Origin of the sequence: Streptomyces smyrnaeus (assembly GCF_017676345.1) — a bacterium.
In the GTDB taxonomy this organism is placed as follows: domain Bacteria; phylum Actinomycetota; class Actinomycetes; order Streptomycetales; family Streptomycetaceae; genus Streptomyces; species Streptomyces smyrnaeus.
This window is the reverse complement of the sequence record NZ_JAFFZM010000005.1, coordinates 84,784-111,063: the sequence shown is the minus strand read 5'-3', so window position 1 is coordinate 111,063 and position 26,280 is coordinate 84,784. Positions and strand designations below refer to the sequence as shown.

At 72.0% G+C, this 26,280-nt stretch carries 18 protein-coding genes, 1 tRNA gene and 1 pseudogene; 7 read left to right on the top strand and 13 right to left on the bottom strand.

The features are described 5' to 3' along the window. Window positions 1–95: 95 nt before the first annotated feature. Together dnaJ and hrcA are read right to left on the bottom strand one after the other, a co-directional pair. The gene (dnaJ, locus tag JW613_RS10155; protein WP_209210383.1) at window positions 96–1,229 is read right to left on the bottom strand and encodes a molecular chaperone DnaJ; all 1,134 of its coding nucleotides are present in this window, start codon (window positions 1,227–1,229) and stop codon (window positions 96–98) included. Then, window positions 1,230–2,246, bottom strand: a complete 1,017-nt coding sequence (gene hrcA, locus JW613_RS10150; RefSeq protein ID WP_099886484.1) for a heat-inducible transcriptional repressor HrcA — start codon at window positions 2,244–2,246, stop codon at window positions 1,230–1,232. Between the two features lie 262 nt (window positions 2,247–2,508). Between hrcA and JW613_RS10145 the strand changes: the two genes are divergently transcribed. Then, the gene (locus JW613_RS10145) at window positions 2,509–3,291 is read left to right on the top strand and encodes an MBL fold metallo-hydrolase (protein ID WP_209210382.1); all 783 of its coding nucleotides are present in this window, start codon (window positions 2,509–2,511) and stop codon (window positions 3,289–3,291) included. Window positions 3,292–3,304: 13 nt separating this feature from the next. Continuing rightward, entirely contained in the window at window positions 3,305–4,177 is an 873-nt protein-coding gene (locus tag JW613_RS10140; protein ID WP_209210381.1) for a DUF3097 domain-containing protein, read from the top strand. On the opposite strand, the gene JW613_RS10135 is transcribed toward JW613_RS10140, so the two are convergent. Further along, window positions 4,149–4,754 (bottom strand): Uma2 family endonuclease, encoded by a 606-nt coding sequence (locus tag JW613_RS10135; RefSeq protein WP_245225315.1) that lies wholly within the window; start codon window positions 4,752–4,754, stop codon window positions 4,149–4,151. The two genes, JW613_RS10140 and JW613_RS10135, sit on opposite strands and share 29 nt — an antisense overlap. Before the next feature lie 115 nt (window positions 4,755–4,869). Between JW613_RS10135 and hemW the strand changes: the two genes are divergently transcribed. Continuing rightward, entirely contained in the window at window positions 4,870–6,093 is a 1,224-nt protein-coding gene (gene hemW, locus JW613_RS10130) for a radical SAM family heme chaperone HemW (protein WP_209210380.1), read from the top strand. A gap of 11 nt (window positions 6,094–6,104) precedes the next feature. On the opposite strand, the gene JW613_RS10125 is transcribed toward hemW, so the two are convergent. Continuing rightward, window positions 6,105–7,976 (bottom strand): ATP-binding SpoIIE family protein phosphatase, encoded by a 1,872-nt coding sequence (locus JW613_RS10125; protein ID WP_245225314.1) that lies wholly within the window; start codon window positions 7,974–7,976, stop codon window positions 6,105–6,107. Window positions 7,977–8,308: 332 nt separating this feature from the next. On the opposite strand from JW613_RS10125, the gene JW613_RS10120 reads away from it, so the two are divergent. Beyond that, the gene (locus JW613_RS10120) at window positions 8,309–8,506 is read left to right on the top strand and encodes a hypothetical protein (RefSeq protein ID WP_245225313.1); all 198 of its coding nucleotides are present in this window, start codon (window positions 8,309–8,311) and stop codon (window positions 8,504–8,506) included. A 61-nt stretch (window positions 8,507–8,567) separates the two neighbouring features. On the opposite strand, the gene JW613_RS10115 is transcribed toward JW613_RS10120, so the two are convergent. Both JW613_RS10115 and lepA read right to left on the bottom strand, forming a co-directional pair. Next, a complete protein-coding gene (locus JW613_RS10115) occupies window positions 8,568–10,460 on the bottom strand; it encodes an AMP-dependent synthetase/ligase (RefSeq protein WP_209210379.1) in 1,893 nt (630 codons plus the stop codon). 321 nt (window positions 10,461–10,781) lie between these two features. Then, on the bottom strand, window positions 10,782–12,656 hold the full coding sequence (gene lepA / locus JW613_RS10110; RefSeq protein WP_209210378.1) for a translation elongation factor 4: 1,875 nt from the start codon (window positions 12,654–12,656) through the stop codon (window positions 10,782–10,784). A gap of 321 nt (window positions 12,657–12,977) precedes the next feature. On the opposite strand from lepA, the gene rpsT reads away from it, so the two are divergent. Next, window positions 12,978–13,244 carry a 30S ribosomal protein S20 gene (gene rpsT / locus JW613_RS10105; RefSeq protein ID WP_099880717.1) on the top strand — a complete coding sequence of 89 codons (267 nt, stop codon included), beginning with the start codon at window positions 12,978–12,980 and terminating at the stop codon, window positions 13,242–13,244. Window positions 13,245–13,556: 312 nt separating this feature from the next. On the opposite strand, the gene holA is transcribed toward rpsT, so the two are convergent. Continuing rightward, window positions 13,557–14,546, bottom strand: a complete 990-nt coding sequence (gene holA / locus JW613_RS10100) for a DNA polymerase III subunit delta (protein WP_218967857.1) — start codon at window positions 14,544–14,546, stop codon at window positions 13,557–13,559. Window positions 14,547–14,675: 129 nt separating this feature from the next. Between holA and JW613_RS36570 the strand changes: the two genes are divergently transcribed. Further along, a complete protein-coding gene (locus JW613_RS36570) occupies window positions 14,676–14,921 on the top strand; it encodes a hypothetical protein (RefSeq protein WP_307865854.1) in 246 nt (81 codons plus the stop codon). 115 nt (window positions 14,922–15,036) lie between these two features. On the opposite strand, the pseudogene JW613_RS36565 reads toward JW613_RS36570, so the two are convergent. The 6 genes and pseudogenes from JW613_RS36565 to JW613_RS10070 form a co-directional block, all read right to left on the bottom strand. Beyond that, window positions 15,037–17,346, bottom strand: a pseudogene (locus JW613_RS36565) (ComEC/Rec2 family competence protein); the annotation flags it as partial. A gap of 509 nt (window positions 17,347–17,855) precedes the next feature. Then, window positions 17,856–18,851: a ComEA family DNA-binding protein gene (locus JW613_RS10090; RefSeq protein WP_209210377.1), complete on the bottom strand. Its 996-nt coding sequence runs from the start codon at window positions 18,849–18,851 to the stop codon at window positions 17,856–17,858. A 709-nt stretch (window positions 18,852–19,560) separates the two neighbouring features. Further along, window positions 19,561–20,406, bottom strand: coding sequence for a DegV family protein (locus tag JW613_RS10085; protein ID WP_209210376.1), 846 nt, complete (start codon window positions 20,404–20,406; stop codon window positions 19,561–19,563). A gap of 35 nt (window positions 20,407–20,441) precedes the next feature. Then, entirely contained in the window at window positions 20,442–21,266 is an 825-nt protein-coding gene (locus tag JW613_RS10080) for a hypothetical protein (protein ID WP_209210375.1), read from the bottom strand. Between the two features lie 174 nt (window positions 21,267–21,440). Next, window positions 21,441–24,314: a leucine--tRNA ligase gene (gene leuS / locus JW613_RS10075; protein WP_209210374.1), complete on the bottom strand. Its 2,874-nt coding sequence runs from the start codon at window positions 24,312–24,314 to the stop codon at window positions 21,441–21,443. 407 nt (window positions 24,315–24,721) lie between these two features. After that, window positions 24,722–24,794: transfer RNA gene (locus tag JW613_RS10070), tRNA-Ala, on the bottom strand. A gap of 151 nt (window positions 24,795–24,945) precedes the next feature. On the opposite strand from JW613_RS10070, the gene JW613_RS10065 reads away from it, so the two are divergent. Then, window positions 24,946–26,274, top strand: a complete 1,329-nt coding sequence (locus JW613_RS10065) for a glycosyltransferase 87 family protein (RefSeq protein WP_372447929.1) — start codon at window positions 24,946–24,948, stop codon at window positions 26,272–26,274. Window positions 26,275–26,280: the final 6 nt, after the last annotated feature.

Sequence of the window (26,280 nt, the reverse complement as noted above, 5' to 3'; positions counted from 1 at the left end):
TCCTTCAGCCGGGAGAACAGCCCCTGCTGACCCGGCTGACCCATCCACCCGGGGGACAACCCCCGAACCCCCGGCCGAACCCCGGCCGCCGGTCCTCAACGCCCGTTGAAAGCGTCCTTCAGCCGGGAGAACAGCCCCTGCTGACCGGGCTGGAACTGGCCGGTAGGCCGTTCCTCGCCGCGGAGTTTGGCCAGGCGGCGGAGGAGTTCCTCCTGCTCGGGCTCCAGCTTCGTCGGGGTCGTCACCTCGACATGGACGATGAGCTGGCCGCGGCCACCGCCGCGCAGATGGGTGATGCCGCGCTCGTGCAGCGGGATCGACTGGCCGGACTGGGTGCCGGGCCGGATGTCGATCTCCTCCATGCCGTCCAGCGTCTCCAGCGGCACCTTCGTACCGAGAGCAGCGGCGGTCATGGGGATGGTGACGGTGCAGTGCAGGTCGTCACCGCGGCGCTGGAAGGCCGGGTGCGCGTTCTCGTGGATCTCCACATACAGGTCACCGGCCGGGCCGCCGCCCGGGCCGACCTCGCCCTCGCCCGCGAGCTGGATGCGGGTGCCGTTGTCGACACCGGCCGGGATCTTCACGGTGAGGCTGCGCCGCGAGCGCACCCGCCCGTCGCCCGCGCACTCCGGGCAGGGGGTGGGCACCACGGTGCCGAAGCCCTGGCACTGGGGGCAGGGCCGGGATGTCATGACCTGGCCCAGGAAGGACCGGGTGACCTGGGAGACCTCGCCACGGCCCCGGCACATGTCGCAGGTCTGCGCCGAGGTGCCGGGTGCGGCACCGTCACCGCTGCAGCTGCCGCAGACGATGGCGGTGTCGACCTGGATGTCCTTGGTGGTGCCGAACGCGGCCTCGTCCAGATCGATGTCCAGCCGGATCATGGCGTCCTGGCCCCGGCGGGTGCGCGAGCGCGGGCCGCGCTGCGCCGCCGTGCCGAAGAAGGCGTCCATGATGTCGCTGAAGTTGCCGAAGCCCGCGCCGAACCCGCCCGCGCCGGCACCCGCGGCGCCGGAGGCCGGGTCCCCGCCCAGGTCGTAGACCTGCTTCTTCTGCGGGTCCGAGAGCACCTCGTAAGCGGTGTTGATCTCCTTGAACCGCTCCTGGGTCTTCGGGTCCGGATTGACGTCCGGGTGCAGCTCGCGCGCGAGTCTGCGGAACGCCTTCTTGATCTCGTCCTGCGAGGCGTCACGTTGCACACCGAGGACCGCGTAGTAGTCCGTCGCCACTTATGACTCCGCCAGGATCTGTCCGACGTACCGTGCCACTGCGCGTACAGCTCCCATCGTTCCGGGGTAGTCCATGCGGGTCGGTCCGACCACGCCGAGTTTGGCGACTGCTTCGTCGCCCGAACCGTAACCGACCGAGACGACCGATGTGGAACTCAGTCCCTCGTGCTGGTTCTCATGCCCGATTCGTACGGTCATACCCGGGTCCTTGGCCTCGCCGAGCAGCTTCAGCAGGACGACCTGCTCCTCCAGCGCCTCCAGAACGGGCCGGATGGTGAGCGGGAAGTCGTGCCCGAAGCGGGTCAGATTGGCGGTGCCGCCGATCATCAGCCGCTCCTCGGTCTCCTCGACCAGGGTCTCCAGCAAGGTGGCCAGCACCGTCTGGATCGTGCCCCGGTCGTCGGCGTCGAACGCCTCCGGCAGGTCCTGCACCAGGGAGGGGACCTCGGTGAAGCGCTCGCCGACCACCCGGCTGTTGAGCCGGGCCCGCAGATCCGCCAGGACCGTCTCACCGATCGGCGCCGGGCAGTCGATCAGCCGCTGCTCGACCCGGCCGGTGTCGGTGATCAGCACCAGCATCAGCCGCGCGGGCGCCAGCCCCAGCAGCTCCACGTGCCGCACCGTCGAACGGGTCAGCGACGGATACTGCACCACGGCGACCTGCCGGGTGAGCTGGGCCAGCAGCCGGACCGTACGGCCGACGACGTCGTCGAGGTCGACGGCTCCTTCGAGGAAGTTCTGGATGGCGCGCCGCTCGGGGGACGACAGCGGCTTGACCCCGGCGAGCTTGTCGACGAAGAGGCGGTACCCCTTGTCGGTGGGGATACGGCCCGCGCTGGTGTGCGGCTGGGCGATGTACCCCTCGTCCTCCAGTGCCGCCATGTCGTTGCGGACAGTGGCCGGCGACACCTTCAGGTTGTGGCGCTCCGTGAGCGCCTTGGAGCCCACCGGTTCCTCCGTGCCGACGTAGTCCTGGACGATGGCGCGGAGGACTTCAAGTCGACGCTCGCTGAGCACGGCGCACACCTCCCGTCCGGCCGTTGGTCCGAAGTCCGTTCCCTCGGCGATCCCCTCTGGCACTCTTCCTGCCGGAGTGCCAAGTCCCTGAGCCAGTGTACGGCCGGTCACCACGGCCAGGGCAAGGGCCGCCCGTCGGCAGACCGCGGCCGGGGCCGGGACCGCCTGCCGGCAGGCCCGACGGTACCGCGCCACCGTGGTGCGATCCTCGCTCCCGGTGCGGCCCAGAGCGTCGTGACCGGACTGCGGTTAGCGTCGTGGCATGCAGCCGTTTGGGGAAGACGCCGGACACCATCAGTCGGCCGACGACCACAGCTGGGAGCGGGTCGCGCCCGGTGTGCTGCGGCGCAGACTGCCGCAGTGGGACGCGACGGTGGGCGCCGTCGGCGGCGACCACTGCGCCCTGGTGATCGACACCGGGTCCTCGCTGCGCGAGGGCGCTGTGATCCGCGCCGAGGCGACCGCGCTGCTGGGGCGCCGGGTGACGCGGGTGGTCCTCACCCATCCGCACTTCGACCATGTCTTCGGTGCCGCCGTCTTCGCCGGCGCGGAGGTGTACGCGGCCGTCGGCGCCGATGAGCTGCTGGCCCGCAGCGCCGAGCTGCTGCGGGACGATGCCGTGGCCCACGGTCTGCTGGAGGACGAGGCCGGGGAGGCGGCCGACGTCCTGGTGCGCCCGCACCATCCGGTCAGCGGACAGCTCACCCTCGACCTGGGCGGACGCGAGGCCGTACTGGTCAATGTCGGCCCGGCGCACACCGAGCACGATCTGGCCGTCCTAGTGCCCGGCTCCCCCGACGTCGTCTTCTGCGGCGACCTGGTGGAGGAGTCCGGCGCACCCCAGGCCGGGGCCGACGCCCATCCGGCCCACTGGCCGGCCGCGCTGGACCGGCTGCTGGCGCTGGGCGGCGAGGACGCCGTGTACGTACCGGGACACGGGGCCCTGGTGGACGCGGCGTACGTGCGGGCCCAACGGGACGAGCTGGCACGCCGGTTCGCCTCCCAGGGCACCTGGGCACCTGGCGGCCCGAGCCGCGACACGTAGCACAATGAGCGGCATGCGCAGCCGAAACGACCGCTATGACAACCCGGATCTGACTCCCCCGTGGAAGCGGGCGCGCACCGTGCCCGAGGTGGCCGCCGAGCGGGATCTGGTGGTGGAGGAGGTCAGTACCGGGTTCTGCGGGGCGGTCGTACGGTGCGAGAAGACCGCGGAGGGCCCGACCGTCACCCTTGAGGACCGTTTCGGCAAGCACCGGGTCTTCCCGATGACCGCGGCGGGCTTCCTGCTGGAGGGCAGGACCGTCACGCTGGTGCGTCCCCGCGCGAAGGCGGGTGCGGGTGCCGGAGGCGGTGCCCCGGCGGCCGGGGGGCGGCTGACGGCCTCCGGCTCCCTCGCCGTGCCCGGCGCACGCGCCCGCGTCGCACGGGCGGGGCGGATCTATGTCGAGGGGCGGCACGACGCCGAGCTGGTCGAGAAGGTGTGGGGCGACGACCTGCGGATCGAAGGCGTGGTCGTGGAGTACCTGGAGGGCGTCGACGACCTGCCCGCCGTCGTGGACGCGTTCGCGCCCGGGCCCGGAGCCCGGCTGGGGGTGCTGGTGGACCACCTGGTCCCCGGCTCGAAGGAATCGCGGATCGCCGAGCAGGTGAGCGGGGACCATGTGCTGGTGGTGGGGCACCCGTACATCGACATCTGGGAGGCCGTGAAGCCCGCCTCGGCAGGCATCCGGGCCTGGCCGCGCATTCCGCACGGCCAGGACTGGAAGACGGGGGTGTGCGCCGCCCTGGGGTGGCCGCAGAACACGGGCGCGGCCTGGCAGCAGCTGCTCGGCCGCGTCCGCTCCTACAAGGACCTGGAGCCCGCCCTGCTGGGCCGGGTCGAAGAGCTCATCGACTTCGTCACTGCTCCGGCTTCTCCGACTGCTTGACGGGAAGGGTCTGGAACTCCTCGGTCTCCAGCTTCACTCCGAGGAGGTCGAGCGGGAGGGACTCGCCGAACCGCGCCCGGCGCTCCACCCGGTAGTCGGCCTCCTCGCCCTTGCCTGCCGGTTCGGTGAGCAGGACGCACTCACCCGTGAAAGGATCGATGATCAAATATCCGGGGACGCCGCCCGCCGCGTAGAGCGTGCGCTTGGTGACGTAGTCCCGGTGCTTGCTCGTCTTGGAGACAACCTCCAGTAGGAGGGTGATCTCCTCGGGGGGCATCAGCCTGCCCGAAGCAGGGCCCGCGTCACGCGGGAGCACCACGAGATCCGGCTGGGGCTCGCTGGTCTGGGCGAGGAGGGCGACGTCCTGGGTCTGGAGACGGTCCCAGCGCTTGCGGGGGATCTGGTCCGCCACGGCCTGCACGATCCGGTTGTGGACCAGATCCGGCCCCGCCATCATCACGATTTCCCCCCACAGCAGCTCGGCCTTGAATCCCTCAGGTACGTCGAGTTCCTCGAAGGCGTTTATCGCGTGGGAGTCGGTCATCCTGGCATCCATCCGTTCTGGTGCGATGGTCATTCCAGCCCCCTTGCAGCCACTGCGTTCACGTACACACTCAGCGTAGCCACCAGATGTGACAGTGCGCACGTCGCGTCGTGGGCCGTCGTCCGAACGGTGCCGGACAATGGAGAGCATGCCCTCCGCACTTCCCGACGGCGAGCCCGTGCCCCACGACGGTTCGCTGCCCCCGCACGCACTCGACGGCGCGGCCGACCGCCCGCTCGGCTTCTACCTCCACGTGCCGTACTGCGCCACCCGCTGCGGCTACTGCGACTTCAACACCTACACCGCCACCGAGCTGGGCGGGAGCTCCCGCGAGGGCTACGCGGAGCAGGCCGTCGAGGAGATCCGGCTGGCCCGTCGGGTACTCGGTGACGACCCGCGCCCGGTCGAGACGGTGTTCGTCGGCGGCGGCACCCCCACGCTGCTCCCAGCCGCCGACCTGGGCCGCATGCTCGCGGCCGTCAGGGACGAGTTCGGGCTGGCGCGGAACGCCGAGGTCACCACCGAGGCCAACCCGGAGTCGGTGGACCCCGCCTACCTAGCCGAGCTGCGGGAGGCGGGCTTCAACCGCGTCTCCTTCGGCATGCAGAGCGCCCGCCCGCACATCCTGCGCGTCCTGGACCGCACACACACCCCCGGACGGCCCGAGGAGTGCGTCGGGGAGGCCCGCAAGGCGGGTTTCTCCCATGTGAACCTCGATCTGATCTACGGCACGCCGGGCGAGTCGGACGAGGACTGGCGCGCCTCCCTGGACGCCGCCCTGGCCGCGGGCCCCGACCACATCTCGGCGTACGCGCTCATCGTGGAGGAAGGCACCCGGCTCGCCCGCCGCATCCGACGCGGCGAGGTGCCGATGACCGACGACGATGTGCACGCGGACCGCTATCTGATCGCCGAGGAGCGGCTGACGGCGGCCGGTCTGGAGTGGTACGAGGTCTCCAACTGGGCGGTGACCGGGGACGAGGCGGCCCGCTGCCGGCACAACGAGCTGTACTGGACGGGCGCCGACTGGTGGGGCGCCGGACCGGGTGCGCACAGCCATATCGGCGGCGTCCGCTGGTGGAACGTCAAGCACCCCGCCGCCTACGCGAAGGCGCTGGCCGAGGGCCGCTCACCCGGCGCCGGCCGCGAACTGCTCACCGCGGAGGACAGGCGCGTCGAACGGATCCTGCTGGAGCTGAGGCTCAGCCGGGGCTGTCCGCTGTCGCTGCTCGCGCCGCAGGGTGCGCGGGCCGCCGAGCGGGCCCGGGACGAGGGACTGCTGGAGAGGGAGCCGTACGAGGAGGGCCGCGCGGTGCTGACCCTGCGGGGCCGGCTGCTGGCCGACGCGGTGGTCAGGGACCTGGTGGACTGAGGCGGCGGGCCTCACGGCTGGTGCGGCAGGCCGGTCCGGCCGTCGGGTGCCGTTCCGGTCTGCTCCGGCACCCGCAGCACCAGCATGGCCAGGTCGTCGGCGGGCAGGTCGGGCGCGAAGGCGTACACCGCGCGGCGCACATGCTCGGCCGTGCCGTCGGCGTCCAGCCCCGCGCTGGCGGCGAAGCAGGTCGCCAGGCCGTCGCCGTCGTCGAACAGGCGACGCCCGCAGCGGCGTTCGGTCACTCCGTCGGTGACGCACAGCAGCGTGTCGCCGGGGTGCAGCGAGAAGGAGTGGCACTCGTAGCCGACCCGCGGAGCGACCCCGAGGAGCAACTGCGGCTGTGCGGCGGTACGCACCGTCCCGAAGGCGTCGCGCACGAGCGGCAGCGGATGCCCCGCACAGCTGAGCGTGCACTCCACGAGCCCGCCCCGGAAGGCGAGTTCGCCGTAGACGACGGACAGGAACCGCGCCTGCTCCCCCACCTCCCGGTTGAGCCGCTCCAGGGTCTCGGGCACGGAGTGGCCCTCCCTGGCGAGCAGTCGCAGCACGGGGCGGGCCAGCCCGGTCACCACGGCCGCCTCCGGGCCGTTGCCGCACACATCGCCCAGTGCGAAGCGCCAGCGGCCGTCGGGCAGCCGCAGCAGGTCGTAGAAGTCACCACCCGCCCAGGCGCCCTCGCCGGCGGGTTCGTAGACGAGCGCGGTGTCGAGACCGGGGACGTGCATCTCCTCGCTGGGCAGCAGGCCGCGCTGCAGGATCCGGCTGATGTTCGCCTGGAGGGCGTAGCGACGCGCGGAGAGTACGGCGAGCGCCACCCGGCGTGCGAAGTCCTCCACCAGCCCCAGCACTTCGTCCGGTATCCGCAGCAGACCGGCGCGCCCGATCACCAGCGCCCCGACCGAACGGCCGCCGACGACCAGGTCGCACACGACCGAGGCCTCGTCGGTGCCGGTCGAGGCGGCGCCACTGCTCGACGCGGCGCGGCCGGGCCGGCGCCAAGGGGCTGCCTGACCGGGCAGCACCCGGGGCGCGGGGGCGGGCGGCTCCTCGGCGAGTTCGGCACGCAACTCCTCGATGCGGCTCTCCTGCGCGTGCCAGACCCGGGCCAGCCGGGACCGCCGCGAGCGTTCGTCGTCCCGCAGCCATACGGCACACCAGTCGGCGAAGCGCGGCACCATCAACTGCCCGGCGAGCGAGGCGACCTTGTCCTCGTCGGTGTGCCCGGACAGCAGGTCCGACGCCTCGGCGAGGAAGGAGAGCGCACCGTTGTTGGTCCACTCGCGGTCCCGGAACGGATGGGCCGCGCTGGAGACGGCGGGAAGGGCGGCGGCAGGGGAGGCGGAGGCGGACCCCGGGTCGTCGGGTGGGGTCTCGCCCGACCCGGCACCGGCACCGAGGGTGTGCGGCGCGGGGCCGAGTTGGAACCACACGGCCTTGCGGTCCCTGCGGTAACTGATGCCCCACTCCTTGGCGAGCGCGCCGACCAGCCGCAGGCCGTGGCCCTCCTCGCCCTGTGCGGCCACCCGGCGCGCGGGATGGCGGTCGGCGACCTCCGCGTAGACGACTCCGGCGGCGTAGCGGCACTCCACCTCGACCGAGGTACCGGCGTGCACAACGGCGTTGGTGACCAGTTCGCTGACCAGCAGCACCGCGTCCTCGGCCGCCGTACCGCGCACTCCCCACCGGCCGAGCGCCGCGCGGGCGAAGCCGCGCGCCGCCCCTGCCGCGAGCGCGTTGCCCGGCAGTTCGGTACGGACCGCGTGCGGCATCTCGCCCCCGCGCCCTCCCGCCCCTGACGGTGGCGCTGTAGTGGCATCCGGCGGTGGCATCGTGGTCGGCCTCTCCGCCCCCGTGGTGTCCGCCTCGTCCCCGCTGTCCATCGCACCCCTCCCCGGGCGACTCCCCCGGGTACTCCCCCGGTCGTTCCCTCACCGCGCTCGGCACGGTGGAGCAAGGGTGACAGACGGGGCTCGGTCATACGCGTGGAGTCACGGAAATCGTGGCCGAACACCGCCGTTCCCGACTCTGAGCCCTTGACACCGGTCTGCGGCCCGGTAATCTCTTCGCCTTCCTCGGGCTCATTCCCGCCTGGGCCGGCGTCCGGTCCGCGACCGGGTGGAACCAGGGCAGCCAACGGGGCCGCAACGACCACACCATCCCCGGGCGCGCCGGCCCCACCGCGCGCGAGGCCGGGAACCTGCTCGTCGACGACATGGAGGACAACCTCGTCGCCCTGGAGGCCGTCCTCGGCGTGCTCCAGGTGCTGCGCACCAAGGTGGCGGTCTTCCTCGATCTGTTCCGCAAGAACCGTCAGTCGCGTCGGCTGCTGGAGGAGGAGCAGCGCCGACTGGACGACGCCCGTGACGTCGCCGCCCTGGCCGACGCCCTGGCCGAGCTACGCGGCTCCTGACCGCCGAGGTCCCGGGCCCGAGCCTCCTCAAGGAGCTTCCGGCGACCTGACCCCACTGCGGTCACCGCTCGCGGGCGCCCTCGTACATCTCCTCGATCAGGCCGCTGAACTCCTTCTCCACCACCGGCCGCTTCATCTTGAGGCTGGGCGTCAGTTCGCCGTGCTCGATGTCCAGGTCACGCGGCAGGATCCGGAACTTCTTGATCGTCTGCCAGCGCTGGAGCCCGGCGTTGAGCTGCTCGACGTAGCCGTCCACCAGGCTGCGCACCTGCTCGGAGCCGACCACCTCGGCGTAGGGCTTGCCCTTGAGGTCCTCGTGGTCGGCCGCCCAGGCTGTGATGGCCGGCTCGTCCAGCGAGATGAGCGCGGTGCAGTAGTTCCGTCCCGCCCCGTGCACCAGGATGTTGGAGACGTACGGGCAGATCGCCTTGAACTGGCCCTCCACCTCGGCAGGGGCGATGTACTTGCCGCCGGAGGTCTTGATCAGGTCCTTCTTGCGGTCGGTGATCCGCAGATACCCGTCGTCGGACAGTTCGCCGATGTCGCCGGTGTGGAACCAGCCGTCCTCCTCCAGCACCTCGGCGGTCTTCTCCGGCAGCCCGTGGTAGCCCTGCATGATGCCGGGGCCGCGCAGCAGGATCTCGCCGTCGTCCGCGATCCGCACCTCGGTGCCGGGCATCGGCTTGCCGACGGTGCCGGTGCGGAAGTTGTCGCTGCGGTTGCAGAAGCTGGCGGCCGACGACTCGGTGAGTCCGTAGCCCTCCAGCACCGGGATGCCGGCGCCCGCGAAGAAGTAGCCCAGGTCCGGGGCGAGCGCGGCCGAACCGGAGACGCAGCCGACCATCCGGCCGCCGAACGCCTCCCGCAGCTTGCTGTAGACGAGCCGGTCGGCGATGGCGTGCTTGACCTTGAGCCCGGTGGGTGCGTCGGCGACCCCGGTACGGCGCTGGTTGTCCTGCGTCGTACGCGCGTACTCACGGGCGACCTCGGCCGCCCACTGGAAGATCTTGTACTTGGCCGCACCCCCGGCACGGGCCTTCTGCGCGACGCCGTTGTAGACCTTCTCGAAGATCCGCGGCACCGCGCACATCTTCGTCGGCTGGACGACCGGCAGATTCTCGATGATCTTGTCGACTCTGCCGTCCACCGCGATGACGTGTCCGGAGTCGATCTGCACGGAAATCAGCATCTTGCCGAAGACGTGCGCCAGCGGCAGCCACAGGTACTGCACGTCGTCACTGTTCAGCAGGCCCGTCTGCGGGATCGCGCGGGCCATGTACGACCAGGCGTCCTGTGCCAGCCGGACACCCTTCGGTTTTCCTGTCGTACCGGAGGTGTAGATGAGGGTGGCCAACTGGTCGGAGCGCAGCCCGCGCACCGTCTCGGTGACGGCGTCGGGGTGCTTCTCCCGGTAGGCGGCGCCGCGCCGCTCCAGCTCGGCGAAGCTCAGCGCCCAGTCACCCTCGGCGTCCTCGGCGGTGGGCTCGCCGTCCAGGAGCACCACATGCGCCAGATTGGGCAGCTCGTCGCGGTGCTCGCGGACCTTCGCCAGCTGGGTGGCGTCCTCGGCGATCAGCACCCGGCTGTCGGAGTCGGCGAGGATGTAGGCCGTCTCGGCGGCGTTGGTGCTGGGGTAGACGGTGGTGGTGGCGGCGCCCGCACACAGAATGCCCAGGTCGGAGAGGATCCACTCGATCCGCGTGCCGGAGGCGATACCGACGCGCTCCTCGGGCCGCACACCCAGGTCCATGAGCCCCGCCGCGATCGAGAACACCCGTTCGGCGGCCTCACCCCAGCTGTAGGAGCGCCACTCGTCGGGCCCCTCGCCTTCGCCCGCGGGCCGGATCACCGGATAGCGGTACGCCTCCGCGTCGGGGGTGGCCTCGACCCGCTCCAGGAAGAGCGTGGCCACGGAAGGCGGCCGGTTCTCGATCAGGGACTGTGTGTCGGTCACGACATCCTCCGGGACCCGCGTCCTGCTTGTCGTCCTGCTTGTCGTCCTGCTGTGTGTCGGCTCGCGCTTATTGACTCACGAGTAACTACTGAGCAGTGATCAGAGTAAAGGCAGCAGCCCCCTTACGTAAGGGGTCTGCCCTTACGTAAGGGGGCGGGGCCCCGAAGGTGCGCACGGGGAACTGCTCCCCCAGCCTTCGGCCGGGAGGTGCCCCCAGCAGCCACAACACACCGGCGGACTGCAACGCACCAAAAGGGGCAGCCGGGAACTGGCCCGCGCACGGCGGAGCACCCGGCGGAGTACGCCGCAGGCGACGGCGGACTACTTCTTCGCCTTCGCCTTACCGTCGCCCGCGGCGTCATCGCTGGACAGCGCCGCGATGAACGCCTCCTGCGGCACCTCCACGCGCCCCACGACCTTCATCCGCTTCTTGCCTTCCTTCTGCTTCTCCAGCAGCTTCCGCTTACGGGAGATGTCACCGCCGTAGCACTTGGCGAGCACGTCCTTGCGGATGGCGCGGATCGTCTCGCGGGCGATGACCCGCGCACCGATGGCGGCCTGGATGGGCACCTCGAACTGCTGCCGGGGGATCAGCTCACGCAGCTTGTTGGCCATCCGGGTGCCGTACGCGTACGCCTTCTCCTTGTGGACGATCGCGGAGAACGCGTCCACCTTGTCGCCCTGGAGGAGGATGTCGACCTTGACCAGATCGGCCGTCTGCTCGCCCGTGGGCTCGTAGTCCAGCGAGGCGTAACCGCGGGTCTTGGACTTCAGCGCGTCGAAGAAGTCGAAGACGATCTCCGCCAGCGGCAGCGTGTAGCGCAGCTCCACCCGGTCCTCGGACAGATAGTCCATCCCCTGCAGGCTGCCGCGCCGCGACTGGCACAGCTCCATGATCGCGCCGATGAACTCACTGGGCGCGATGAGCGTGGCCCGCACCACCGGCTCGTGCACCGTGGCGAGCTTCCCGGTGGGGAACTCGCTCGGGTTGGTCACCACGTGCTCGGTGCCGTCCTCCATCTCCACGCGGTAGATCACATTGGGCGCCGTGGCGATCAGATCGAGGCCGAACTCGCGCTCCAGCCGCTCGCGGATCACCTCCAGATGCAGCAGCCCCAGGAAGCCCACCCGGAAGCCGAAGCCCAGCGCCGCCGACGTCTCCGGCTCATAGGTGAGTGCGGCGTCGTTGAGCAGCAGCTTGTCCAACGCGTCACGCAGCTCGGGGTAGTCGGAGCCGTCCAGCGGATACAGCCCCGAGAACACCATGGGCTTGGGGTCCTTGTAGCCGGGCAGCGGCTCCTCGGCACCCTTGGTGAGCCGGGTGACCGTGTCACCGACCTTGGACTGGCGTACATCCTTCACACCGGTGATCAGATAGCCGACCTCGCCCACGCCCAGCCCGTCGGCAGGCGTCATCTCCGGCGAGTTCGCGCCGATCTCCAGCAGCTCGTGGGTGGCCCCGGTGGACATCATCCGGATGCGCTCGCGCCTGCTGAGCATTCCGTCGACGACCTTGATGTAGGTGACCACACCGCGATAGGCGTCGTAGACCGAGTCGAAGATCATCGCGCGGGCGGGTGCGTCCGCGTTCCCGACCGGCGGGGTGACCTGGCGGACGACCTGGTCCAGCAGCTCCTCGACACCCTCACCGGTCTTGGCGGAGACCCGCAGCACGTCCTCCGGCTCGCAGCCGATGAGATGCGCCAGCTCGGCCGCGAACTTGTCGGGCTGGGCAGCGGGCAGGTCGATCTTGTTGAGCACGGGGATGATCGTGAGGTCGTGCTCCATCGCCAGATAGAGGTTGGCGAGGGTCTGCGCCTCGATCCCCTGCGCGGCGTCGACCAGCAGGATGCAGCCCTCGCAGGCCGCCAGCGAACGGGAGACCTCGTAGGTGAAGTCGACGTGCCCCGGGGTGTCGATCATGTTCAGGACGTACGGGGTTCCCGGGTCGTCCGTGGGCGCCCAGGGCATCCGCACGGCCTGGGACTTGATCGTGATACCCCGCTCGCGCTCGATGTCCATACGGTCGAGGTACTGCGCACGCATCTGCCTCTTGTCCACGACGCCGGTCAGCTGGAGCATCCGGTCGGCAAGCGTGGACTTGCCGTGGTCGATGTGCGCGATGATGCAGAAGTTACGGATCAGCGCCGGGTCGGTACGGCTCGGCTCCGGCGCGTTCGTTGGGGTCGCGGGCACGCAGTGTCCTGTCGGTTCTGGCCTGTCGGTTTCGGGCTGTCGGGTCGTGCGGCTTCGGGCTGTACGGTCTCGCGGCGAGGTCTCGGACGCCTTCCGGGGCGCCCTTTCGGAGCGTCTTCGGGACGGCCCGGGCGCCTTCCGGGGGCGCTGCGCGGCCCCGTCGAGACGGTGTGTCGCATCCCATGGTCCCATGCGCGCGGGGCACCGACCGGATTGGGAGGCCCGCTGCCCCGGCTGGTAACCTGAGCGACTGTGCCTTATGGCACTGGACGGTGCCTGCTGGCACCGGCGTTTGAAACTCCGAACCGCAAAGGCTCATTCGTGGCGAACATCAAGTCCCAGATCAAGCGGATCAAGACCAACGAGAAGGCACGGCAGCGCAACAAGGCCGTGAAGTCCGAGCTGAAGACCGCGATCCGTCGCACCCGCGAGGCCGTGGCCGCCGGTGACGCCGCCAAGGCGATCGAGGCCCAGAAGCAGGCCGCCCGGAAGCTCGACAAGGCCACCAGCAAGGGTGTGCTGCACAAGAACAACGCCGCCAACAAGAAGGCGGCGCTGGCCAAGCACGTGGCCTCCCTCAAGGGCTGACCTCACCTTCTCGGAGCTGTTCCCAGCTCCTCGGTCTCCCGACCGCTCGGACGTTGTGAGGCGGGCCCTCTCTCATCCGCCGTACGCCCGGGCAACCGCTTGAGACAGCGCGCCGCACGCGGCCTGCGTTCGCCACGCGGGTGCGGCGCACCACACAGTACGAAGCAAAGGCCCCGTCCGAAGCCCCTCCCCAGGGCTCCAGGGCGGGGCCTTCGCCATGCGCGGCCCCGGCCCGCCACGCGCGGCCCCCGGCGACGGACCGCCCGGGGGGGCCGCCCGAAGCTCCGTCCGGGGTGCGGGGCGGTGGCTCGCTCAGCGGGAGCGGGCGGCGCCGGCGATGGTGACGACGGCCTTCTCCAGCGCGTACTCCGGGTCCATCCCGCCGCCCTTGACGGCCGCGTCCGCCTCGGCGACGGCCCGCAGGGCCGCGGCCACCCCGTCCGGCGTCCAGCCGCGCATCTGCTGCCGCACCCGGTCGATCTTCCACGGGGGCATGCCCAGCTCCCGCGCCAGGTCGCCCGCCCGCGCCCCGCGCGGGGCGCCCGCCAGCTTGCCGATGGCCCGCACCCCCTGCGCCAGCGCGCTGGTGATCAGTACCGGAGCGACCCCCGTGGCCACCGCCCAGCGCAGCGTCTCCAGTGCCTCGGCCGCCTTCCCCTCGACCGCCCGGTCGGCGACGGTGAAGCTGGAGGCCTCGGCACGGCCCGTGTAGTAGCGCCCGACCACGGCCTCGTCGATGGTGCCCTCGACGTCGGCGGTCAGCTGTGTGCACGCCGAGGCCAGCTCGCGCAGATCGCTGCCGATGGCGTCCACCAGCGCCTGGCACGCCTCGGCCGTCGCCGCCCGCCCCAGCGAGCGGAACTCCCCACGGACGAACGCCAGCCGGTCGGCGGGCTTGGTCATCTTCGGGCACTCGACCTCGCGCGCACCCGCCTTCCGCGCGGCGTCCAGCAGCCCCTTGCCCTTGGCGCCGCCCGCGTGCACCAGAACGAGGGTGATCTCCTCCGCCGGGGCCGTCAGATACGCCTTCACGTCCTTGACGGTGTCCGCCCCCAGGTCCTGCGCCGCCCGAACGACGACGACCTTGCGCTCGGCGAAGAGCGAGGGGCTGGTCAGCTCGGCCAGCGTGCCGGGCTGCAGATCCCCCGGCGCCAGGTCCCGCACATCCGTGTCCGCGTCGGCGGCGCGCGCGGCATCGATCACGGCCCGCACGGCACGTTCGATGAGCAGCTCTTCCTGGCCCACCGCCACGGTCAGCGGGGCGAGCGGATCGTCCGAGGTCTTCTTACGCGTACCAGCCATCGCGACCAGCATCCCACGCCGCACCGACACCCCGGCCCCGGAGCATCCCTCCCCTGGCAGCCGCCACCGGGGGGCCGTCGGGAGCCGGGGCGCCGTCGGGAGCCGGGGCGCCGTTGAGAGAATGCCCCGGTGAACGACGTACGGCATGTGCTGGTGCTGCCCGACCGGGAGGCGGCCGAGGAGGTCGCCGCGCAGCTGGAACTGCGGCTCGGGCTCACCGAGGAACCCGAACTCGTCCGCGAAGCGCTCGCCGGCGAGGACGACGCCGAGGACGCCCAGTGGCTGGTGGTCCTCGAAGACCCGCACGCCACCTACGACCCGGCCCTGCTGAACTCCCTCGCCGCGGCGCACGAGGGCTGGCTGGAAGGCGACTGACCCGGCGGAGGGCGAGGGGGCCGTGGCGGTCCGCGCCGGAGGAGGGCGGTGCGTTCCCGCCCGTGCCGGGGCTGCCCCGCTGGGTCACCACGGCGGGGCTGCCGTCCGGGCGGCGCGTCAGCGCCAGCGCCCCGTGCCGGTCCGTCCGGGCCACCAGGGCTCCGGCGGCGGCCAGCTCGTGCAGGGTCTCGGGCGCCGGGTGTCCGTACGGGTTCTCCCGTCCCGCCGAGACCAGTGCCACCTGCGGTCGCAGCCGCCGCAGCAGCTGCGGATCCTGGTAGCGCGAGCCGTGGTGCGCCACCTTGAGCACATCGACCCGCGGCAGATCGGGCCGCAGCGCCAACAGCGCCTGCTGCGCTCGCGGTTCGAGATCCCCGGCCAGGAACAGCCGCAGTCCCGACGTGCTGACGAGCAGCGTGACGCTCGCGTCGTTGGCGCCCTCGTCCTCCTCTCCGCCGCCTGTGCCGACGCTGCCGCCGGGGCCGGAGCCCGGGCCGCCGACCGCCTGCGTCGGTGGCGGCCACACCACCTCCCAGCGCAGATCACCGGCCTGCCGCCGCTCTCCCGCGTGTGAGCCGAGCACCGGCACTCCCGCCCGCCGTGCCGTTCTGCGCACGAACTCCGCCTGGTCGCGCGGCCGAGCCAGCCCGGTCGTCTGGATCGCACCCACGCTCCGCCCCCGCAGCAGCCCCGGGAGCCCCGCCACATGGTCGGCGTGGAAGTGGGTCAGTACGACGAGCGGGACCGTGTTCACCCCCAACTCGCGCAGACACCGGTCGACGGCCGCCGGCTCGGGCCCCGCGTCCACCACGACCGCGCCACCCGCACCGCCCCGCTCCCCGTCCACGGCCAGCACCAGCGCATCACCCTGCCCCACGTCGCAGGCCACCATCCGCCAGCCGGTGGGCGGCCACCCGGTGAACGGCCGCACCAGTGGCACCGGGCGCACAATCACCACCAGCAGCCCCAGCACACAGGCGGCAGCCAGCCACGGCCGGTACGGCAACGACAACCGCACCGCCACGACCACCCCGACCAGAACGACCGCCAGCCCCAGTGCCCCCAGCCACGTACCGGGCCAGCTGATCTCCCCGCCCGGCAGCCCGGCACCCGTCCGGGCGATCCCGGCGATGGCCTCCACCGGCCAACTCGCCAGCCATGCGAGCCCCTTCGCCACGGGCATCGCCGCGGGCGCCGCCGCCAGCGCCGCGAACCCCAGCACCGTCGCGGGTGCGACCGCGAACTCCGCCAGCAGATTGCACGGCACCGACACCAGACTCACATGCGCCGCCAGCACCACGACGACCGGCGCACACGCCAACTGAGCCGCAGCCGCGACCGCCAGCGCCTCCGCCGCCCTCCCCGGGCAGCCCCGCCGCCGCAGCGCCCCCGACCAGCGCGGCGCCACCGTCAGCAGCGAAGCCGTGGCCAGCACCGAGAGCAGGAAGCCGAAGTCCCGCGCCAGCCAGGGGTCGTAGAACACCAGGGCCAACACTGCTGCCGCCAGCGCCGGCAGCAGCGACCGCCGCCGTCCGGTGCCGATCGCCCACACCGTGATCAGCCCGCACGCCGCCGCCCGCAGCACGCTCGGCTCCGGTCTGCACACCACCACGAAACCCAGCGTCAGCAGCGCGGCCACCATGGCGGTCGCCCGCAGCGGAAGGCCCAGCCGAGGTGCCAGCCCTCGCCGCTCCGCCCGGTGCGCGAGACCGGGCGGTCCGATGAGCACGACCAGCAGGATGGACAGATTCGCCCCGCTCACCGCGAGCAGGTGCGACATGTCGGTCGCCCGGAAGGCTTCGGCGAGCTCCGGACTCAGTCGTGAGGTGTCCCCGACCACCAGCCCGGGCAGCAGCCCCCGCGCATCGGCACCGAGGCCCGCGGATGCCTCGCGCAGCCCCGCCCGCAGCTCACCCGCCGCCCGCTGCACGGCCGTCGGTCCCGCGACGGTCTCGGGCGGGCCGGGCCCCACCCGCAGTACCGCCGCGACGTCCCGGCCACCTTGCCGGTCACCGGCCGGCGGCACCAAAGCTGCCCGCACCCGAAGCCGGGTGGAGGGGAGCAGCCGCAGCCACGCGGCCCGCGCCCCGTCGGCCGCCGTCTCCGTACGCCCGCTTCGGTGCTTGTGCTGCTCCAGCCGGACCAGGAGCAGCACCGGGGTGCGCAGCCGAGTCCTGGCACCGTCCTCGGCCACCAGCGCGACCGCCTCCGCACGCACCACCACCAGCCCGGCCGACTGCCGTGCGCCCTGCGGTTCGGGCTGCGCGAGCCGCGGGTCCTTGGTGACGGTGGCCTCGACAGTGGCTCGGGCGTGGTTGTCCGCCAGCCCGGGCAACGGCCCCGTGCGCACATCAGCCGCGTGCAACGCCGCGCTTCCGCCGGCCGCCGCAGCACACAGCAGGGTGACTGCCGCCCCCACCAACAGGGTCCGGCCTCCTCGCCGGGGGCCGCCGTCGACGGCGACCGGCGTCCCGCCCCGGGGCCTTCCTCCCGAGGGTCGTTCTTCTCTCCTCCCGCCGCGCGGCACCGTGGCCGGAGGGGTCGTCGGGGCCGCAGGGGTCGTCGGGGCCGCAGGGGCTGTCGGAGTCGGCGGGGTGCTCCTTGGGGAGTTCAGGGCGGCCCGAGCAGCCGGGGCGCCCCGGAGGGACCAGGCCAGCAGCGCCAGCCCCGCAATGCCGCAGAGGGCGACACCGAGCACGGCACGCTCCGCCGAAGCACCCAGCGCCAGGGCGGCTGCCGCCCAGGCCGCCAGCGCGGGGGGCACCAGCCGCAGATCGGAGGGCTCTTCCCGCACCGGCCGCTCGTCCCCGGCAGCGTCCGACCCGGGTGTCCCGGACCCGCTCCTGGACCCGGCCCCGGCCCTGAGCCCGGAATCCGGCGTACCGCCCGGCCGGCGCGGTCCGGCGCGTGATGCGGCGGCCGGTGGGGGGCCGCTCACGGCACCACCTGCGGCTTGATGTCCGCGAACCGCTTCTCCCCGATGCCGTTGACCTCCTGGAGCTGGTCGACGGACCGGAAGCCACCGTGCTGAGTGCGGTAGTCGATGATGTGCTGGGCCAGCACCGGACCGACCCCCGGCAAGGTCTCCAACTGCTCCGGGGTGGCCGAGTTGAGGCTGATGGGAGCACCCGACGCACCGCTCGCGCTGCTCGGTCCCGGCGCGCCGCCCGGTGCGGCTCCGGCCCGGCCCGGCGCCCCCACCACGATCTGCTCGCCGTCCACCAACAGCCGCGCCCTGTTCAGGCCGCTGCTGTCCGCTCCTTTGCGCAGCCCGCCCGCGGCCTTCAGCGCGTCGGCCACCCGGGATCCCGCGGGCAGCCGCAGCACGCCCGGGTCGCGAACCTTCCCCGAGACGTCCACCACCAGCCGCTTGCCCTGTGCCCCGTCGGCGGTGGGAGCGGCCCCGCCCGCAGCCGGTGCCGCAGGCGTCCCGCCCTCCGGAGAGGCCGGGGCACTCGGCGAGCCAGGGGCGCTCGGGACCGCCACGCCCTGCGGCCGCCCGGTCCAGAAGTGGTGCACGGCGAACCCGACCGCGACGAGCAGCACCAGACAGAGCGCCGCCAGCGTCTTGGGCTCCATCCCGCACCGCACCCGCAGCCACACCGGCAGCCGCTCCTCCAGAGCGAGCCGCCAGCGCTCCTTCAGCGGGAGCCGGCGTGATTCCTCATCGCGCCCGTCCGGCTCCGGGAGCTCCTGCCGCTCCTCCCGCTCGGTGAAGAACCCGCCACCCACCCGCCCGGGCTCGGAGCCGTCCCCGGGCCCGGGCTCCGACAGCGGCTCGCACCCGGGTGGCTCCCGCTGCGGCGGTGGCACCGGCCCGGGGATCGGCGGGCCGCCGGGCGCCCGGGTGTCACCGCTGTGCTGATGCCTGCGCTCCCTGCTGCGGCGTACGGCGGAGCGTGCGGCCGCGATCGCCTCGGCACGCGCCATGAGGGGGACGGGGGCATCCGGTCCGCTGACGGGCGGCTCGGCAGGTGGCGGCTCGGCAGGTGGCCGCGCGACGGTCGGCCGTTCGGAAGGTGGCCGCTCGACGGAGGGGCGCACCGGGGCCGGCGGGTCCGCCATCGGACGCGCCCTGGTGCGGGGCTGGGGCACCGGGGGCGCGCTGTGGGTCTCCGCTGCCAGCAAGGACCGGGCGCGGGCCGCCGCGCGAGGCTCCGGCGCCGACGGCCGCACGCGCCGTGGCAGGCGGTGGGCGCCGCGTCGGCCCGGTCCCGTGCCGGGGGCCGCCCGAGGGCCCCGGGGCGGCCGACGGCGCGGGGGGCGTCGGGTCCGGCCGCCGGTGCCCGGCTCGTCGGCGCCCCCGCCGGTCGTGAGTTCTCCGGGGCGTCCACCGTGCACGGCGTCCCCGTCGCCCCTGTCCCACTCCCGGTCCCGGCCCCGGCCGTCCCCGCTCCTGTCCCCGGCCCCGTCATAGGCCCTGGGCTCGTCACTGTCCCTGGCTCCGTCACCGGCCCCGGACTCGTGCGCGTCCCAGGGCTCGGCCGGTGGCAGGCCGTGAGTCGATCGGGGGCGTGGCGTGCGTGCTGTACGTGCTGCTCGTTCGCTCATGCCCACCGACGCTAGGCAGCCAGGGCCCAGCGCGGTGATCTTGCTCGATTCCGGTGGATAACCCGTGAGTTGTGGACAACTCGCTCACTCATCTGAGTGAGAGCACGGCCCCCAGCAGTCCGGGACCGGTGTGGGCGCCGATGACCGCGCCCACCTCGCTCACATGCAGCTCGCGCAGGCCCGGCACCCGGTCACGGAAGCGCTCCGCCAGCTGCTCGGCGCGTTCGGCGGCGGCGAGATGGTGCACGGCGATGTCCACCCGCGCGTCCCCGGCCCGCTCCACCACGATCTCCTCCAGCCGCGCGATGGCCTTGGAGGCGGTCCTGACCTTCTCCAGCATCCCGATCCGGCCGTCAGCCACCTCCAGCAGCGGTTTGACGGCGAGCGCGGAGCCCAGCAGCGCCTGGGCGGCACCGATGCGACCGCCCCGGCGCAGATAGTCCAGGGTGTCGACGTAGAAGACGGCGGAGGTGCCCTCGGCGCGCTTCTCGGCCGCAGCCACCGCCTCGTCCAGGGACGCTCCCGCCTCGGCCGCCTCCGCGGCCGCCAGGGCGCAGAAGCCCAGGGCCATGGCCACCACGCCGGTGTCCACCACGCGCACGTGCACGGGCGCCTCCTTGGCGGCCAGCAGCGCCGCGTCGTAGGTGCCGGAGAACTCGGCCGACAGATGCAGCGAAACGATCCCTGCCGCCCCCGCCTCGGCGGCGGCGCGGAAGGTGCGGGCGAAGGTCTCGGGGCTGGGCCTGGAGGTGGTGACCGGACGCCGCTCGCGCAGCGCGGCGGCCAGCGATCGGGCGGAGATCTCCGTGCCCTCCTCCAGCGCCTCCTTGCCGAGGACGACGGTCAGCGGCACGGCTTCGATCCCGTACCGCCGCAGCGCCTCGGGCGGCAGATAGGCGGTGGAATCCGTGACGATGGCGAGGGGGCCGTGCATGGAACGGAGGGTATCGGGCGAGGGGACGCAGCGGTTCAGGAGGCGTTCCGCGGGCGGCGCTTCTCGAACGCCGGCGTCGATTTCCTCCGGTCGGCGGTCGGGTCGGTCAGATCGGCCAGCGACGGGTCCAGGCCCTGGCCGGAGGGGCCCAGCGCGGGCCGCGCGGACTGCTCGCCCTGCCGCTGTCCGTCCTGCCGCTGCTCGCCCTGCCGCGGTTCATGCTGCCGCTGCTCGCCCTGCCGGTCGGCGGCGCCGGTTCCGGCCGGGGGGCCGTCGGCACTCGGAGCGGCGGCCGACGGGTCGTCGCCCGGCCGGGCGGGAGTCCAGTGCCGGAGGGCGCCGGACTCGATGTCGATCTGCTCGCGCAGGGCGTTCAGCCCTTCGGCGTCGAACTGCCGTGCCCGGTCCTGTGCCGCGAAACGCAGCGAGTCGGCGGACTCCTTGATGTGCCGCACACGTTCCCGCGCATCGGGCAGCCGGGCGGCGATCCGGCTGTGGTCCGGCTCGCGCTCCATCAGCATCCGCAGCTCGCCGTCCAGACTGCGGGCGTGTTCGTGCAGCTTGTCCAGGAGGGCGACGGCTTCGGACAGACCCGGGTCGTTCTGTGCGCCCACTTCCAGCGCGGCACGGGTGCTGTCGATCGAGGAGCGCAACTGCAGGCGGATACGGGCTGCTTCGCCTACCGGTCCCGGCTGTGCGGAGCGCGCCTTGAGCATCGTCTCCTCCGCTGTGCGGCGCACCTGTGCACCGGTGCGCTCGACGCCGCGCTTGACGGCCCGTACGGCCCGCAGCGTGACCATCGTGCCGAAGATGAGGACGGCCAGCACGAACACCAGTCCGATGACGACTCCCACGTCCACAGGTCGCTCCTTAGTCGTCCGTCATCCCGTCTCCTCGTTCAGCGTAAACGGGCGGGGGCGGTTACGGGTTCCACAGAGCCCGGAACCGCCCCTGTGACGTCCCGTAGGGGACGTCACAGCAGCTGCGCCCTCGGCCGGCCGTCCGTCCCCGGCGGGACGAGGTGGACCGCGGCCCTACGCCGGGACGATGTTGACCAGCTTCGGCGCACGCACGATCACCTTGCGGACATCGGCACCGCCCAGCGCCTTCACGATCAGGGGCTCGGCCAGTGCCAGGGTCTCCAGCTCGGACTCGGAGACCGTGGGCGAGACCTCCAGCCGGGCCTTGACCTTGCCCTTGACCTGCACGACGCAGGTCACCGTCTCGTCCACCAGATAGGCCGGGTCGGCGACGGGGAAGTCCTGGTGGACGATCGACTCCTCGTGGCCCAGCTTGCGCCACAGCTCCTCGGCGATGTGCGGAGCCAGTGGAGCGATCAGCAGCACCATGGTCTCGACCACGGAGCGGGGCACCTCGCGCAGCTTGGTGACGTGGTTGTTCAGCTCCGTGATCTTGGCGATAGCCGTGTTGAAGCGCAGCCCGGCCATGTCCTGGGTGACGCCGTCGATCGCCTTGTGCACCGCACGCAGGGTGGCCTCGTCCGGCTCGGTGTCGACAACGGTGACCTCGCCCGTCGCCTCGTCCACGGCGTTGCGCCACAGCCGCTGCAGCAGCCGGAACTGGCCCACGACGGCGCGGGTGTCCCAGGGGCGGGAGACATCCAGCGGGCCCATGGCCATCTCGTACAGCCGCAGCGTGTCGGCGCCGTAGTCGGTGCAGATCTCGTCCGGGGTGACGGCGTTCTTCAGGGACTTGCCCATCTTGCCCAGCAGGCGGCTGACCTTCTCGCCCTGGTAGTAGTACGCGCCGTCGCGCTCCTCCACCTCGGCGGCCGGTACGGCGATACCGCGCGCGTCCCGGTAGACGTACGCCTGGATCATGCCCTGGTTGTACAGCTTGTGGAACGGCTCGGCGGACGAGATGTGGCCCAGGTCGTGCAGGACCTTCGACCAGAAACGCGCGTACAGCAGATGCAGCACGGCGTGCTCGGCGCCGCCCACGTACAGGTCGACGCCGCCCTTGGGCTGGCCCTGGCGCGGGCCCATCCAGTAGCGCTCGACCTCGGGGTCGACCAGCTTCTCGTCGTTGCGCGGGTCCAGATAGCGCAGCTCGTACCAGCACGACCCCGCCCAGTTGGGCATGGTGTTGGTCTCCCGGCGGAAGCGGCGCGGGCCCTTGCCGTCGCCCAGGTCCAGGGTGACGTTGGTCCACTCCTCGTTGCGGGACAGCGGGGTCTCCGGCGAGGTGTTCGCGTCGTCGGGGTCGAAGGTGCGCGGGGAGTAGTCCTCGACCTCCGGCAGCTCCAGCGGCAGCATCGACTCGGGCAGCGGGTGTGCGATGCCGTCCTCGTCGTAGACGATCGGGAACGGCTCGCCCCAGTAGCGCTGCCTGCTGAACAGCCAGTCGCGCAGCCGGTAGTTGACGGTGCCCTCACCCAGGCCGTGCTCCTCCAGCCACTTGCGCATCCGCTCCTTGGCCTCGTTCACCCCCAGGCCGTCCAGGGAGATGTCGTGGTCGCTGGAGTTGACGATGGTCGCGTCGTAGGAGCTGAACGCGTTCTCCCAGGTCGCGGGGTCCGCCTCGCGGCCGTCGGTGGGCTCGACGACACAGCGCATGGGCAGCTCGAAGGCGCGTGCGAACTCGAAGTCGCGCTGGTCGTGCGCGGGCACCGCCATGATGGCGCCGGTGCCGTAACCCATCAGCACATAGTCGGCGATGAAGACCGGGACCTTCTCCTGGCTGACCGGGTTGGTCGCGTAGGCGCCGGTGAAGACGCCGGTCTTGTCCTTGGCCTCCGCCTGGCGCTCCACGTCCGACTTGGCCTCCGCCTGCGCCCGGTAGGCGGCCACGGCCTCGGCCGGCGTCGCATGGCCACCGGTCCACACCTGGTGGGTGTCCTCGGGCCAGGACTCGGGGACGATGGACTCGACCAGCGGGTGCTCGGGGGCCAGCACCAGGTAGGTGGCGCCGAACAGGGTGTCCTGGCGGGTGGTGAAGACGTCGATGTACGCGTCCTGGACGGGGAAGCTGATCCGGGCGCCCTCGCTGCGGCCGATCCAGTTGCGCTGCTGCAGCTTGATCGCCTCGGGCCAGTCCAGGTCGTCCAGGTCGTCCAGCAGGCGGTCGGCGTAGGCGGTGATCCGCATGTTCCACTGCCGCAGCTTCGCCTTGAAGACGGGGAAGTTGCCGCGCTCGGAGCGGCCGTCTGCGGTGACCTCCTCGTTGGCCAGCACGGTACCCAGGCCGGGGCTCCAGTTGACCGGCGCGTCGGAGGCGTAGGCCAGCCGGTACTCACCCAGCAGGTCGGCCCGCTCCCGCTCGCTCAGCTCGCTCCACGCTCCCCACCCCTCGGGCGTCTCACGGGCGCCGGAGGCGAACTGCTCGACCAGCTCCTCGATGGGGCGGGCCTTGTCGGCTTCGGTGTCGTACCAGGAGTTGAAGATCTGCAGAAAGATCCACTGGGTCCAGCGGTAGTACGAGGGGTCGATCGTCGCGAACGACCTGCGCTGGTCGTGCCCCAGCCCCAGGCGGCGCAGCTGGGCCGTCATCTGGACGATGTTGGCCTCGGTCGAGGTGCGCGGGTGGGTGCCCGTCTGGACGGCGTACTGCTCGGCGGGCAGGCCGAAGGCGTCGAAGCCCAGGGTGTGCAGCACGTTGTGCCCGGTCATCCGCGCGTAGCGGGCGTAGACGTCCGTGGCGATGTAGCCCAGCGGGTGGCCGACGTGCAGCCCCGCACCCGAGGGGTACGGGAACATGTCCATGATGAATTTCTTGGGCTTGGCGGCCTGCTCCGGGTCCCCGCCCAGCGAGCCCTCGCCGGGGTTGGGCGCCTCGTAGGTGCTGTGCTTCTCCCAGAAATCCTGCCAGCGTGCCTCGATGTCGGCGGCCAGGGCCGCCGTGTAGCGATAAGGGGCCGCGGTCTCGGCGGCGGTGGTCGTCTCGCTCATCGTCCTCAAAGCTCCATCGGTCGTGACTGCCCAGCGCTCCTGAAACGAAAAAACCCCTCGCACAGGAGGGGGAGCCGCGCCGGTTCCGGTCCGCGGGAGGGGGACCGGCAGTGATTCAGCGCGGCTCGCTAAGCAGAAGGCGTACGGCACGCATAGCGCTCAGGGTACCGCACCGGGCGAGCCCTCCGCCTGGAGCCCACCTACAGCTCACGTACAGCTAGCGAAGAGAGGGACCCGCCCCTCAGAAGAGAACGAGAGGGTCGTCTCCCCCAAGACAAGAGAGGGACCACCCCTCCCAGGGGGGTGTGGGTGGCGAAGCCCCCACACCGCGCGGCGAAGCCGCGCAAGAAACAAAAGAAGCGAGACGGCCTGCGCATTCCGCAGGCACACCTCGCCTCTCGCTTCTGTGGAGCTAAGGAGAATCGAACTCCTGACCTCTTGCATGCCATGCAAGCGCTCTACCAACTGAGCTATAGCCCCAGATCTCTGGTCCGCCGGGGTTTCCCCGCGGCGGCTCCGCCAGCTTACACGGGGTGCACCGCCTAGTGCCAAATCGCTTTCCGGGCGCCGACCGGGCCGGGCGGCTCGGCCCCACCGGTGCCCACCGCCGATCACTCGATACTGTCGCCCCGTGAGCACGTTGCACCAGGTCGCCGAAAGCAAGTGGTCGCCGGCGCTCAGGGGGTTCCTTGGGCTCAAGAGATATCTGCTGCGGCGACCGGTCACCCTGGCACTCGCGCTGTCCATGGTCTCCTTCGCCGCCTTCTGGGCCGCCCAGCGCACGGCGAACGTCTCGATGATCGATCTGATGGTCTACCGGGCCGAGGGCTGGACCGTACGCAACGGCTACGACCTGTACTCGATGCGTGCCACCTACGCCGACCTGCCCGCCACCTACCCGCCCTTCGCCGCGCTGCTGTTTCTGCCGCTGACGCTGCTGGACGTGGCCGATATGCGCGGGGCCGCGACGTTCGTCAATCTCGGACTGCTGGTGGTGCTCGTCCATCTGTCCCTGCGGCTGCTGGGACGCCCGCGGCACGTCCCGCGCGGAGCGGCGGCGCTGGGCATCGCCTCGCTCGTGGTGTGGTGCGAGCCGGTGTGGACGACACTGCGCTACGGGCAGATCAACCTGCTGCTGGCCGCGCTGGTGCTGTGGGACCTGACCCGCCGGGCGGGGCACTGCTGGGCGGGGGTGGGAATCGGTGTCGCGGCAGGGATCAAGCTGACACCCGCGCTGTTCGCCGTTTTCCTCGCACTGTACGGACTGGTCCATGGCTGGCGGCGGCTGCGGCACACAGGTCGTACGAGGGAGCTGTGGAACCCGTGGCTGCGGCAGGCCGCGGTCGCGACGGTGACGTTCCTGGCGACCGCGCTGCTGTCCGCTGTGGTGCTGCCGCGCGACTCCCGGCGCTTCTGGGGCGGGGCCGTCTTCCAGTCCGACCGGGTCGGGCGGACGGAGATCACCGACAACCAGTCGCTGAGCGGTGTGGCCGCCCGTCTGCTGCACACCGGCGAACCGAGCTGGCTGTGGATGGGGCTGGCCTTCCTGGTGGCCGTACTCGGCCTGGGCACGGCCGTGACGGCAGCACTCGCCGGAGAGCGCGGCCTGCCGCACGCGACCGCCTGGGCCGCCGTCGCCTGTGCCGTCACCACCCTGCTGATCAGCCCGATCTCCTGGTCCCACCACTGGGTGTGGTGCCTGCCGCTGTTGCTGCTGCTGGGTGCGGAGGCGCAGCGCCGCGGCAGCCGCCGCTGGCTGGCCGCGACGCTGCTGACGGGCCTGGTGTTCTGCTCGTACGCGCTGTGGTGGGTGCCCCGCGACGCGAACGCGTCGCATCCGCCCGAACTGCACCAGAACGGTGCCCAGATGCTGCTGTCGGCCTGCTACCCGCTCGTGGGTACGGCGTTCTTGGTGCTGGCAGCGGTGGTGGCGCTGCGGACGCTGCGCGCACCGCGGTGAGAGGGG